The sequence below is a fragment of the Algoriphagus sanaruensis genome (genome assembly GCF_001593605.1).
GTDB lineage: Bacteria > Bacteroidota > Bacteroidia > Cytophagales > Cyclobacteriaceae > Algoriphagus > Algoriphagus sanaruensis.
The window spans coordinates 983,019-996,148 of record NZ_CP012836.1 but is presented as its reverse complement, the minus strand read 5'-3'; the positions used below and the strand labels follow the sequence as shown (position 1 = coordinate 996,148).

11 protein-coding genes are annotated in these 13,130 nt (G+C 44.0%); 7 read left to right on the top strand and 4 right to left on the bottom strand.

Going from position 1 to position 13,130, the window contains the following annotated elements:
- Positions 1-72: 72 nt before the first annotated feature.
- Both AO498_RS04430 and AO498_RS04425 read left to right on the top strand, forming a co-directional pair.
- Entirely contained in the window at positions 73-1,065 is a 993-nt protein-coding gene (locus AO498_RS04430; RefSeq protein WP_067544180.1) for an aspartate-semialdehyde dehydrogenase, read from the top strand.
- Entirely contained in the window at positions 1,065-2,267 is a 1,203-nt protein-coding gene (locus AO498_RS04425) for a THUMP-like domain-containing protein (RefSeq protein WP_067544178.1), read from the top strand. Before AO498_RS04430 ends, AO498_RS04425 begins: the two co-directional genes overlap by 1 nt.
- Before the next feature lie 88 nt (positions 2,268-2,355).
- Here AO498_RS04425 and AO498_RS04420 read toward each other — a convergent pair whose 3' ends face one another.
- Together AO498_RS04420 and carB are read right to left on the bottom strand one after the other, a co-directional pair.
- Positions 2,356-2,613 carry a DUF4834 family protein gene (locus AO498_RS04420; RefSeq protein ID WP_067544176.1) on the bottom strand — a complete coding sequence of 86 codons (258 nt, stop codon included), beginning with the start codon at positions 2,611-2,613 and terminating at the stop codon, positions 2,356-2,358.
- Positions 2,614-2,636: 23 nt separating this feature from the next.
- Positions 2,637-5,456 (bottom strand): carbamoyl-phosphate synthase large subunit, encoded by a 2,820-nt coding sequence (gene carB, locus AO498_RS04415; protein ID WP_067544174.1) that lies wholly within the window; start codon positions 5,454-5,456, stop codon positions 2,637-2,639.
- Positions 5,457-6,201: 745 nt separating this feature from the next.
- Here carB and AO498_RS04410 point away from each other — a divergent pair.
- On the top strand, positions 6,202-6,879 hold the full coding sequence (locus AO498_RS04410) for a peptidoglycan DD-metalloendopeptidase family protein (RefSeq protein ID WP_082792186.1): 678 nt from the start codon (positions 6,202-6,204) through the stop codon (positions 6,877-6,879).
- Between the two features lie 5 nt (positions 6,880-6,884).
- Here AO498_RS04410 and xerD read toward each other — a convergent pair whose 3' ends face one another.
- Positions 6,885-7,781: a site-specific tyrosine recombinase XerD gene (gene xerD, locus AO498_RS04405; protein ID WP_067544172.1), complete on the bottom strand. Its 897-nt coding sequence runs from the start codon at positions 7,779-7,781 to the stop codon at positions 6,885-6,887.
- A gap of 154 nt (positions 7,782-7,935) precedes the next feature.
- Here xerD and AO498_RS04400 point away from each other — a divergent pair, with 154 nt between their 5' ends.
- The 3 genes from AO498_RS04400 to AO498_RS04390 are packed head-to-tail and all read left to right on the top strand — an operon-like array spanning position 7,936 to position 9,510.
- On the top strand, positions 7,936-8,433 hold the full coding sequence (locus AO498_RS04400) for an RNA polymerase sigma factor (protein WP_067544170.1): 498 nt from the start codon (positions 7,936-7,938) through the stop codon (positions 8,431-8,433).
- Positions 8,420-8,740, top strand: a complete 321-nt coding sequence (locus tag AO498_RS04395; RefSeq protein ID WP_067544167.1) for a hypothetical protein — start codon at positions 8,420-8,422, stop codon at positions 8,738-8,740. The genes AO498_RS04400 and AO498_RS04395 overlap by 14 nt, the downstream gene beginning before the upstream one ends.
- 29 nt (positions 8,741-8,769) lie before the next feature.
- A complete protein-coding gene (locus AO498_RS04390; protein WP_067544165.1) occupies positions 8,770-9,510 on the top strand; it encodes a periplasmic heavy metal sensor in 741 nt (246 codons plus the stop codon).
- Between the two features lie 213 nt (positions 9,511-9,723).
- Here the strand turns inward: AO498_RS04390 and AO498_RS04385 are convergent, their stop codons facing one another.
- Positions 9,724-11,406: a DUF885 family protein gene (locus AO498_RS04385; RefSeq protein ID WP_067544164.1), complete on the bottom strand. Its 1,683-nt coding sequence runs from the start codon at positions 11,404-11,406 to the stop codon at positions 9,724-9,726.
- A gap of 285 nt (positions 11,407-11,691) precedes the next feature.
- On the opposite strand from AO498_RS04385, the gene AO498_RS04380 reads away from it, so the two are divergent.
- Positions 11,692-13,119: a M20 family peptidase gene (locus AO498_RS04380; protein WP_067544161.1), complete on the top strand. Its 1,428-nt coding sequence runs from the start codon at positions 11,692-11,694 to the stop codon at positions 13,117-13,119.
- Positions 13,120-13,130: the final 11 nt, after the last annotated feature.

Sequence of the window (13,130 nt, the reverse complement as noted above, 5' to 3'; positions counted from 1 at the left end):
TACTCATAAGCCTGAAAATGAACTCTTAGTCCTTACTTTTGCAACCCGAAACATTCTAAACCTATACCTAAAATGAAACTGGCTGTAGTCGGTGCTACCGGATTGGTAGGTTCCGAAATCCTTGAAGTGCTGGATGAGCACAACTTTCCTTATGACGAACTTCTATTGGTTGCTTCAGAGCGATCAGTTGGTAAACAGATCGAGTATAAGGGTAAAAAACACACCGTAATTGGCTTAGCTGATGCGGTGGCAGCCAAACCTGAAATCGCTATTTTTTCTGCAGGTGGAAGCACTTCTTTGGAGTGGGCTCCAAAATTTGCAGAAGTAGGAACTGTGGTGGTTGACAATTCTTCAGCATGGCGAATGGACCCGACCAAGAAACTGGTTGTTCCAGAAATCAATGCCAAAGAACTGACCAAAACAGATAAGATTATTGCAAATCCAAATTGCTCTACCATTCAAATGGTTCTAGCTCTCGAGCCGTTGCGTCAGCGATATGGCATCAAGCGAATTGTGGTTTCTACCTATCAATCCGTAACAGGAACTGGAAAAGCAGCTGTAGATCAAATGATGGCCGAGCGAGCAGGCGAGGCAAATCCTCCGATGGTCTATCCACATAAAATCGACATGAATGTCCTTCCTCACATCGATGTATTCCAAGCCAATGGATACACCAAGGAGGAAATGAAGATGATCAACGAAACCAAAAAAATCTTCAGTGACAACTCTATACAGGTAACTTCTACAACAGTTCGAATCCCAACCATGGGAGGACACTCTGAAGCAGTCAACGTTGAGTTCAAAGAGGACTTTGATTTGGCGGAAGTTCGAGCGCTGCTAGAAGCTACCCCAGGAGTCATCGTTCAGGATGATCCTACTAATTTCATTTATCCAATGCCTATTACCGCGCATAAGAAAGATGAAGTTTTTGTGGGTCGGTTACGAAGAGACGAATCTCAACCCAATACCCTAAACATGTGGATTGTAGCGGATAACCTGAGAAAAGGTGCTGCGACAAACGCAGTTCAAATTGCAGAATACCTTTTGGAAAATAAACTGGTCTAATGAATTTCAGCGAGGTCAATAGCGCTGAGTTTAGACAATTTGTGCAGGATCATCTTCAGGAAGATCCTGCACTTTTACTTTTTAAGTATCAAGGGAAAGTTTCCTTTGACCTAAAAGTGGCAGTTCAACAAATTGCTGCACGGCAGAAGGCGATCAAAAAACTCCCCGAATGGTCTGCCAACCCCGAGCTTCTTTTTCCTGCAAGTATTTCTTTGGAGCAAAGCTCTTCTGAGGAAACAGCCCTATTCAAAGCAGAAGGCCTGACCGGAAAAGTTATGATCGACCTTACGGGAGGTTTTGGTGTAGATTTTTATCACATAAGCAAAGGCTTTGAAAAGGGAATTTACTGCGAAAGACAGCCTGAACTCTTCCAGATCACAACCCTTAACCTTGGGCTATTGGAACCCTCCAAGGGTTTAGATAGAAAGTTTGAGTTTGTGGAAGGTGATGGATTGGAATTCCTGTCAAAAACAGACGAATCCTTTGACTTGATTTATGCTGATCCGGCTAGAAGAGGAACCGGCAACCAAAAGCTTTATAAGCTTCAGGATTGTGAACCGGATGTCGTGAGTGCTTGGTCCACTTTGAAAAGTAAGTCCAATCAAATTCTGATTAAAGCATCACCCATGCTTGACATTTCACAGGCATGGTCTGAAATTCCAGATATTCAACAAATCACCATCGTCTCAGTCAAAAACGAGGTGAAGGAATTGCTTCTTTTTTGGGAAAAAGAAAAGGAAAACAAGCCTAAAACAATCCGGATCAAAGATCTTGGAAGTGAACTTCCCGAATTTATCTTTTCGCCTTCGGAAGAAGAATCTGCTTCTTCAAAATTTGGAGAGGCAGAAAAATTCCTGATTGAACCCATCAGTGGTATCCTTAAAGCCGGCGCCTTTAAGCTGTTTGGAGTGCGTTTTGGATTAAAAAAATTGGACAAAAACAGCCACCTCTATACTTCGAATGAGTCTCCAACATCAATACCAGGACGAATTTTTGAAATTCAAGAAGAACTCTCGCTAAAAAAGGGAGAGATCAAAACCAAGTTTCCTAACGGAAAAGTGAATGTCTTATTCAGAAATTATGCTTCCAAACCAGAGGATTTTAAAAAGAAATTCGGGTTGAAGGACGGAGGAAAAGATTTTCTAATTGGAACGAAAACAGGAAGTGGATACAAAGTTTTTTGGTGCAAAAGGATTCAGTGAAAAGAAGTCAGTTCTGCGTGAAATTTTAATCTCAAAAGAAAAAGGTCTGTGATGCCACAGACCTTTAATCGAGTATTGTTAATATCGGTTACTCTTTCACTTCTTCGTAATCGACGTATTCGCCGCCTTCGATATCTTTCTTTCTCCGTTCGATTTCTTCCTTTGGAATATAATCTACCACTACAGAATCTTTGGGACGAGAGGCGTGTTGTTGAGCGCGCTGCTGTTCTTTTGCAGCTTCATTTACCTGTCTCGCAAATTGCGCCAACTTCGAGCGTAAGAAATATCGGAGAAGTTGGCCGAGAAGCCAACCCACTCCGAGTAATATGATCAGAAATTTTACCAAGATTATTCTGTTTTGTGAATTGATTATCTACTCAGATAGATATTCCGCTCAGAGTAGATTTTGAGGAAATAATCATCCATTAGGTCATCGATAAAGTAAATCGCTTCACCAGTGGATTTCATTTCAGGTCCCAATTCCTTGTTAACATTCGGGAACTTGTGGAATGAAAAGACAGGTTCCTTGATGGCATAACCCTTTTTCACCGGTTTGAATTCAAAATCGCTGACTTTTTTCTCACCCAACATCACCTTTACGGCATAGTTGACATAAGGTTCCTGATACGCCTTACAAATAAACGGCACTGTACGAGAAGCTCTTGGATTGGCTTCGATCACGTACACCTTGTCGTTTTTGATCGCAAACTGAATATTAATCAGTCCGACTGTTTTTAAGGCCAAGGCGATTTTTTCGGTATACGTCTCAATCTGACGGATCACCAAATCCCCCAAATTGTAGGGAGGTAGCACCGCATACGAATCCCCAGAATGGATACCTGCAGGCTCGATGTGCTGCATAATCCCGATGATGTAGACATTTTCCCCATCACAGATTGCATCTGCTTCTGCTTCTATCGCTCCTTCGAGGAAGTGATCAAGAAGGATCTCATTGTTTGGAATGTCTCGAAGCACATTGACTACATGTTCTTCCAGTTCTTTTTCATTGATTACGATTTTCATCCCCTGACCACCCAACACGTAGCTTGGACGGACAAGAAGTGGGAATCCGATCGTTTTGCAAAGCTCAAGGGCTTCGTCCGTATTGTGAATTGTACCAAACTCTGGATAAGGCACATTATTTTCTTTCAAAAGGGTAGAGAACAATCCTCTATCTTCCGCCAAGTCCAAAGCCTCGAAGCTGGTTCCGATGATTTTGATGCCGTATTTGGAAAGTTTCTCAGCCAGCTTTAGGGCTGTTTGTCCGCCCAACTGTACGATTACACCCACTGGATTTTCATGAAGGATGATCTCGTAGATATGCTCCCAGAATACAGGCTCGAAGTAAAGTTTGTCAGCTACATCCGGATCCGTGGAAACGGTCTCTGGATTACAGTTGATCATAATCGTCTCGTAACCGCACTCCTTAGCGGCCAAAACGCCATGAACGCAGGAATAGTCAAATTCGATTCCTTGACCCACACGGTTGGGACCAGAACCCAAGACAACCACTTTTTTCTTTTCTGACTTTTTGGATTCGTTTTCTTCTCCAAAAGTAGAGTAGTAGTAAGGAGTTTGTGCTTCAAATTCTGCAGCGCAAGTATCTACTAATTTGTACACTCGCTTGATGCCCATTTCATGGTAGCGCTTGTTGAAAACATCGCTTTCCAAGCAGTCCAACAAGTGTGCGATTTGACGATCCGCATAGCCTTTTTTCTTGGCCATGTCCATCACTTCCTGTGGAATAGTATCAATTGTATATTTCTCTATCTCCGCCTCCACATGCATTAATTCCTCGATCTGCTTGAGGAACCACTTGTCGATTTTAGTCAAATCATGAATGGTGCGGAAGGAAATTCCAAGTTTGAAGGCATCATATACATGGAACAGTCTGTTCCAGCTCGGATTAGCTAAAGAGTAAAGAATTTGAGCTTGATCTTTCAGTTCTTTACCATCTGCTCCAAGTCCGTTTCGTTTGATTTCAAGCGATTGACAAGCTTTCTGAAGAGCTTCCTGGAAGTTTCTTCCAATGCCCATCACTTCCCCTACTGCCTTCATAGACAAACCTAATCGACGGTCAGAACCTTTGAATTTGTCAAAGTTCCAGCGAGGGATCTTCACAATCACATAGTCAATTGATGGCTCAAAATAAGCTGAAGTAGTGCCAGTAATAGAATTTGACAATTCATCCAAGTTATAGCCAATAGCCAACTTAGCAGCAACTTTAGCGATCGGATAACCTGTCGCTTTGGAAGCAAGTGCCGAAGAGCGGGAAACCCTTGGGTTGATCTCAATACCGATGATGGTCTGATTGTCCGGGCTAACTGCAAATTGAACGTTACAACCTCCGGCAAAATTTCCGATACTGTTCATCATGGTGATCGCATAATTTCGCATGCGCTGATAAACTGTATCTGGTAGGGTCATCGCAGGAGCAACTGTAATCGAGTCTCCTGTGTGTACCCCCATTGGGTCAAAGTTTTCAATAGAACAGATTACAATCATGTTCCCGATATTGTCTCGCATGACTTCGAGCTCATACTCTTTCCAGCCCAAAATGCTCTGTTCGATAAGCACTTCATGTACTGGAGAGGCCTGAAGACCTGCAGCCAAATATTTTTCAAAATCTTCGGCTTTTTCCACAAAGGCACCACCTGCACCACCTAGGGTATAGGAAGCTCTGATGATTAGTGGAAAACCGATTTCTTGTGCAATTTCTTTTCCTTGAAGCATGGAAGTAGCCGTGTCGCCTTTGCAGACACCTACGCCGATTTCTTCCATCAAGGCCTTGAATTTTTCTCTGTTTTCAGCAGTATCGATGGCATCGATATCTACACCGATCATGCGAACCCCGAAATTTTTCCAAATTCCAGCTTTTTCACATTCGATGGCAAGGTTAAGAGCGGTCTGTCCACCCATGGTAGGAAGGACAGCATCAATATCCGGATGATCAGTCAGGATCTTTCGGATGGATTTCTTTTCCAGTGGGAGCAAATACACGTGATCTGCAGTCACTGGATCGGTCATAATCGTGGCCGGGTTAGAATTGATCAGGGTGACTTTGATTCCTTCTTCACGGAGCGATCTGGAAGCCTGGGAGCCGGAATAATCAAATTCACAAGCTTGACCGATGACGATGGGACCTGAACCGATGAGGAGGACGTGCTTGATGCTACTGTCTTTAGGCATTAGAGAGGAGGGTTGAGGAAAATTTCACTTAAGTCCAAATTGGGGCAAAATTAGAAAAATTATCCGAAGGGGGAAGGGAAAAGTCCGGAAGTTTGGCGGATTGGGAGGAAGGAGATCTGGATGAGGGAAGCTGGAAGACCGAAGACGGGAGACAGAAGCGGGAAGGTTAAAACAAAGTCGCGTTCTTTCGCTACCAAAAGCTAACTATCTCAAACAGCGATTGAAGATCAAATCGGGGTCGTAATTCGTAAATCGTAATTCGTAATTGGAAAAAGAAGAACTTGAATTGTCCAATGTCAGGAGTCCGATGACCGATGAGCAAGAAGTAGGAAGCTGAAAGACGGGAGACAGAAGCGGGAAGGTTAAAACAAAGTCGCGTTATTTCGCTACCAAAGGCTAACTATCTCAAACAACGATTGAAGATCAAATCGAAGTCGTAATTCGTAAATCGTAATTCGTAATTAGAAAAAGAAGAACTTGAATTGTCCGATGTCCGATGATCGATGAGCAAGAAGTAGGAAGCTGAAAGACGGGAGACAGGAGCGGGAAGGTTAAAACAAAGTCGCGTTCTTTCGTTACCAAAGGCTAACTATCTCAAACAACGATTGAGGATCAAGTCGAGGTCGTAAATCGTAATTCGTAACTGGAAAAAGACAGCTGTGATTTATCTGATACCTTAAGACCTAAGCAGGAAATCTGGGTAAAATTTATCCGTGTACGATATTGAAATTCCTATTTTCACCCAATGAACTGGAATGATTTAGATTTTTTCCCTGTCATGGGAGAAAAGCTTACTGCCGAAAATACGCTTCAACTTGATTTCACTGCCCATAATCAAGCTTTGGATGCTGTGAATCTTAGCGATACTCCGGATTTTGACCGATTTGTATTTAATCAGCTGAAAAGCGGGGGAAAAAAGTATGGCATCGGAGGATATCTGGAGAATCGGGCGATCTACCGTCGTAGTGAAGTGTTTGCCACAGAATCTGCTAACTTCCGAAATATCCATTTAGGAGTCGACATCTGGACAGAGGCAGGAGCACGGGTTTTTGCACCCTTAGCAGGAAAGGTTCACAGCTTTCAGGACAATGCCGGCTTTGGCAACTATGGCCCGACGATCATTTTGGAGCATGAGCTAGGAGGAAAACCTCTTTTTTCACTCTATGGACATCTTTTCCGAAAGGACTTGGAAAAGCTACAGGTCGGACAGGAAGTTCGGGCAGGAGAGTTACTTTGTCATGTAGGTCCTTTTCCCGAAAACGGGGATTGGCCACCTCACCTTCACTTCCAGCTGATGTGGGATTTGGGCGGAAACTGGGGAGATTATCCCGGCGTGACGGCAGAAAAGGGTTTGGAGTTTTTTAAAGGGAATTGCCCTAATCCGAATTTGATTCTGGGTTGTAAAATCCTAAACTCCATCTAAAAAAATCACTTCCTCGGATGAAACTCCGTCAGCACCTGCCTGAGGTAATCCCGATCCAAATGGGTATAAATCTCGGTAGTCGTAATGCTTTCATGACCCAGCATTTCCTGCACGGCACGCAGGTCCGCCCCGCCTTCGATCAGGTGTGTGGCGAAGGAGTGGCGGAAGGTATGCGGACTGATATTCTTTTTGATCCCCGCCTGCTCCGCGGTCTTTTTGATGATTAGAAAAATCATCACCCGGGTGAGTTTCTGACCTCGTCGGTTGAGAAATACAAATTCCTCGTTTCCTTTGGCTGGAGTCTGATGTACTCGAACCTGCTCTTGGTAGATTTTCAAGTAGCGCAAGGCATCCTTGCCGATTGGTACCAATCGTTCCTTGTTGCCTTTTCCCACCACTCTCAGAAATCCGATATCTGCAAAGACCTGGCTTTTCTTGAGTTCGACGAGCTCGCTGACACGTAAGCCAGAACTGTACAGCATTTCGAGCATGGCACGGTTGCGATGACCTTCGGGTTCGCCGAGCGGAATGGCCTCCAGCAACTGTTCAATCTCGGGATAGCTCAGGGTATCGGGGAGTTTGCGACCCAGCTTGGGTGCTTCGAGGAGTTGGGCGGGATCTTCCTTGATCCGGTCCTCATACATCAAAAAGCGGTAAAAGGCTTTGATCCCAGAGATGATACGGGCCTGAGTGTAGGCGGAAATCTCCAAAGCCGCCAAGGTATTCACAAAGCGGCGGAGATGCTCTAGTTCGAGGTCGAGCGGGCTTTTCTGAGGAAACTCCCTTTCTGAAAAATCCGCCAACTTCTGCACGTCGAGCGTGTAGGCTTCGATAGAATTTTCACTCAGCGAGCGCTCCAGCTTAAGGTAATGACGGAATTGGCGAATAAGTTGGGACCACATGAGTTGGAAAGTGCTAAGGTTGCAAAGTTGCAAAGTTGCTTCAACCTTACAACCTTACCACCTTCTAACTTTACAACCTTTTTACCTTCCAACTTTCCAACTTTTTTCAAAGTATGTCATATAAATCCCGACGATTTCCGATTAAGTAGTGTAAATGAACCGCTCTCAGCTCGAATCCTTTCTCCGTAAGCATCACCACGAGGCTTTCCTTTGGGCCAGACAGTGCTGTGGATTTGACGGAGAACTGGCCAAAGATGTGATCCAGCTGGTGTTTTTGAAAGTGCTCGAGGGAAAAGCCAAACTAAAAGCGGAAGACCATCCGAAGACTTGGTTGTTTTCGGTGATTCGATTCACAGCGATGGATGAGCTTCGAGCCAATGGCAAATGGCTTACCGTCGAAATCGAGGAAGACATGGCTTGGGAGTCAGAACCCACAGAAACGGAAAGCCATGAGGACTTGATACGACAACTGCCCAAGATGCAGCAGGAAGTCTTGCTGATGGTTTTTTACCACGACATGACGCTGGAAGAAGCTGCCAAAGTCCTTCAACTGCATATCGGAACCGTCAGAACCCATTATGATCGAGGGAAAAAGAAACTGAAGGATTGGATTGAGATTCGGAAAACAAAAGAAAAAAATGAATATCGATAAAGACCCAGAGTTAGATACATTCTTTCAAGAGCTCCAAAAACAGGACGAGCATTTGTCGATTCCCCCTTTTCCGGAATTAGAAAGGAAAAGCCGCACAAAATGGTGGATTCCAATGGGAATCGCCGCCTCACTTCTCATTGGCTTTTTCTTGTTCCAACCCGAGGAGACACCTCCTCCACCCAGCCCAGAGGTATTGATCATCACCTTGGAGGAAGGACCCGATCAGGAACTCCAATTTCGAATCCATGAAACCACCGAAATGGATATTTGGGAGTCTCCTACGGCATCGCTTCTTACAGAATTTTAAACTAAACCAACTATAAAACCCTAAATCAGATGAAAAAAATAACCTTACTTCTAAGCCTCTTTTTGGTAGCAGGACTCGCCTCTGCCCAACAAGCCTACACCTATGTACAAGCTCCTTCCAAGGCTTCCGGCGATATGTTTCAAAGTAATTTGTTTGCTGCGGAGCGAATTATGGACATGAGGGACAAGCTAAATCTAACCGAAGCTCAAGCCAGCAAAATCAAAAAAATCCACAGCGAAAATGCCGGTCAATTTTCAACCTTGAAATGGGATTTGGATGAGGAAAATGCCAAACTCAAAAAGCTATTGGCCTTGGACAAAATTGACCAAGCAGCGGTCAACAAGCAGTTGGACATCGTGCTTAATCTCGAAAATCAACTCAAGAAAAAACAACTAAGCACATTGGTTGCCATCAAAAACGAACTCACTTCAGAGCAGATCAAAGCCTTATCCCAAAGTACAGTAGTAATCAATGGTACCAGAGGCACCGCTCCCTTGAAAATCGTAGACGGAGTTCCTTTGAGTAGTTCAGTATCAGGGGCAGCTTCTTCTTCTCCAAAAGTTGCAGTGAGTGTCAATGGAAATGGAGAGCAGCCTTTGTATTTTATCGAAACTAAAACAGGGTTAAAAAAGGTACAATCCTATGACCATCTCGACCCATCCGATATTGAAAGCATGTCGGTTTTTAAGGGAGACCAAGCTTTGGAGAAATTTGGCAAAGACGCTAAAAACGGAGCTATAGTCGTCCGACTTAAAGACATGCCAGAATAAGCTTAAACCTATGGATAACAAAAAGGAAGGCGATGGGCCTTCCTTTTTTTATTTTTTGCTTTTCCGAAAATCCTTGAACGTCTTCCAGCTATAATAAAATACCAACCAGAAAATCCCTGCAATAAAGGCTAACTGCACACTCACGAAAAGTAAATAGCCAAGAGTTTCCAGAGTATCCATAATTTCTTCTTTAACAGGAATAAAATTAAATTTTTAATCCAAAAATTTCCAGCTCGCCTTATGATTTTTGTCCAAAGGCTTGCCGGTCACTTTTGCTCTTAGGATTTCGATCGGCATGGCGTTTTGGGTCATAATCAAATCGTGAAATTCTTTCTCAGGCATTTTACCGGACTCTACCATTTCCTTTCTCAAGGAGTAGATTTCCAAGGCTCCGATCATATAGGCGATCTGATAAAGTGGCCCATAACTTCCCTCAAAGGAGCGTCTCACTTCTGCCTCGGCATTGGCACGCTCGTGACCGACTTTGTCAACAAGCAGGTCGATACATTGCTGAGGAGTCATTTTTCCCAAGTGATAATTAAGGGAGAAAATAATCCGTGCGCAGCGGTGCATTCTCCAGAAGAGCATCCCGACTTTGTCTTTGGCATCCCTCGGGAAATTGCGATCCCAAAGCACAAACTCCCAATACAGCGCCCAGCCTTCCGTCCAGAATGGCGTACCGAACGGTCTCCGATGTGTCATATGGCGCTGATTCATAAACTGCTGAAGGTGGTGTCCGGGGATAAGTTCATGCTGGACAGTAGCTCTGGAAAAGTGAGGGTTATTGCCCCGCATAGACATCATCTTATCCTCATGGCTCATTTCGGAAGTTGGATAGGCGATCTGAATCACCTCTCCCCCTAAAAAGAACGGGCTTACCCGTTGTCTTTCTGGAGAAATCATGATGGTTCTCCAGGTTTCTTTTGCCAACGAAGGAATGGTAATCCAATCATTTTTCTCCATCAAATCAATAGCCTCATTACCTAATCGGACCACTTCTTCCGGCCAAGCTCCTGCTGGGAAATAGGTGTCTTTGACCATTTCCAAAGCAGCTTTCCAATCATTGCCAAATCCCAGTTCATTGGAAGCTTTGAGCATTTCTTTCTCACACCAGGCAAACTGTTTTTCAGCTTCCGCAATCAATTGCTCAGGAGTGTAGGCAATCATTTCAAATCCCAATTGTTTTTCCAAAGCCTCCCGACCAATCGGCTTACCTATAATTCCACTGCCATCATCTTTCACCGAATTTGAAAAATGATCGCGTAGGGCTTTGGCATAAGCTTTCATACTGGCATCCAGTTTATTCCATGGCTCCTTCATCCACCAAGTGAATTGTGGATCATAATCGTAATAATACTCGTAAGCTTCTTTGGTCACTCGATGTAGACTTTCTACCGCGGAGGCGGCTAAATCTGCGGTTTGCCAGGAAGTGTATTTGGTAGTCGTGGGAAGTGCTTTGAGCTGGGCATCTACTGCTTTGGCTACCTGATTCCATGTCGCAGCTAAAGTTTGGGAATCTGGCTGTTTGGCTCGACGTCTTGCAACCACAAACTCTTCCAAGGGTTTTCCAAAGGCAAGAACCGATTCAATCTGTCTGAAATCCCTTTGCTCCAGGTCCAGTTCAGCGAGTTGCTTGTCCAAATAATTCCAAAATAATACATAATCAATCTTTCCGTCTTCCGACAAGGCCTCATAATCCTGGGCCTGAAGCGTCTTCAAATATTCCTGATTGAAACTGATCATTCGGGAAAAGTATTCCTCCGAAAGCCTGTTGGTATATAAGCGAGAAAGAGCACCTCGATCGGCCTGATAGGTAGTGATCAAGTTGACCAACTCGGTTGCCTCAGCCCATAGTGAGCCAAATGCAAGAAGTAGGGAAAGGACAATTTTTTTCATACGATGGATTGGTGGCTAAAGTCAGCTACAGTATTCCTAAACATAGAATATTCTGGCTTTTGAAAAAACCAGAATATTTCGAGTGGAAAAAAGAGTAAAAATTATCAATAACCACATATATCCATGAGAACCAGTTTTCAATCTACTTGCTAAGTAGAATTTACTCTTGTGGATTTTGTGATTTCACTTATGAACCTTCTCTGGTAACCCCGATTTGCAAAAAGTTTTAGACCTTTTATTTACCTTACTGCTTCCAAATCAGTCCACCCGCTAAAAGCCCCAACGATGAAGAAGATTATTATAGCCTTGCTAGTGATTGTCATCCTGATATCAGCAATTCTTCTGATCAATACACTTCGAATGAGCTCCAAACAAGTGCCAGCCGAACCAGTTGATCGGATTTCAATTTCAGATGATGTATTTCAAAATCTTTCACAAGCGATTCAATTCCAAACCATTTCCTTCAGTGAAGATACAGAACCAGATTCTGCGGCATTTTTTGGACTTCATCGCTTTTTGGAGTCGGCATTCCCCTTGACTCACTCGCAGCTTAAGCTTGAAAAAATCAACACCTATTCTTTGCTCTATACATGGGAAGGCTCAGACCCCAGCCTCAAGCCGATTATTTTGATGTCTCATCAAGATGTGGTCCCTGTCGACGAACCTACACTTGGCCAATGGGAGGCACCGCCATTTGAAGGTCGGATCACCGATACGCATATTATCGGCAGAGGAACCATGGACGATAAAGGAACCTTGATCGGTGTTCTAGAAGCAGTTGAAAAATTATTAGGAGAGGGTTTTCAACCCAAGCGAACCATTTACATTGCCTCTGGTCACGATGAAGAAGTAGGTGGTCCAAAAGGTGCAGGGAAAATCGTGGAATACCTCAAAAGTAAAGGTGTTCAGGCCGCTATGACCATGGATGAAGGTGGCTATATCGCCGAGAATATGATTCCGGGTGTAGAAAATCCTGTAGCAATGATCAATTTGGGTGAAAAAGGTTTTGCTTCTTTTCGATTGATTGTCCGGACAAATGGAGGCCACAGCTCGGCCCCGCCAAAAGAGAATACAATTGGGATTTTAGCCAAAGCCATCGTGGACCTAGAAAACAACCAGCTACCCTATAAGCTGATCCCTCCGATTGATTCTCAACTGGAATACTTGGGCCCTGAGTTACCATTCCTTACTCGGATGGCATTTGCCAACCCTTGGCTCTTTAAAAAACAACTCCTTGAAGGGCTCAATTCACATACTACCACCGCTCCCACGATTATTGATGGAGGTGTGAAAAATAACGTGATCCCTACAGTCGCTGAAGCCACAATCAATTTTAGAATTCTTCCTGGGGAAACCATCGAGTCTGTCCAAGCTCATATCGAACAAATCGTGTCGGACAAGGTGCAGGTAGAGCCCGTTGGGTTTCTTACCAATCCGCCTGCCGTATCCAGCGCAGCATCCGAAGCTTACCGAATCGTAGAAAAAACCATTCGAAGCTTGCATCCAGAAACAGTCGTAGTTCCAGGATTATTGGGAGGAGCAACAGATTCACGGTATTTTATCGAAATCTCTGATGAAGTCTACCGGTTTTATCCAATGCGGATCAGTCCTGAGACTATGGAACGGTTTCACGGAATTGATGAAAAAATCAGTAAAGAAAACTACAAGGAGATCATCGAATTCAGCTATCAATTGATCAAGAACTTCCAATAAACCCTACCTCT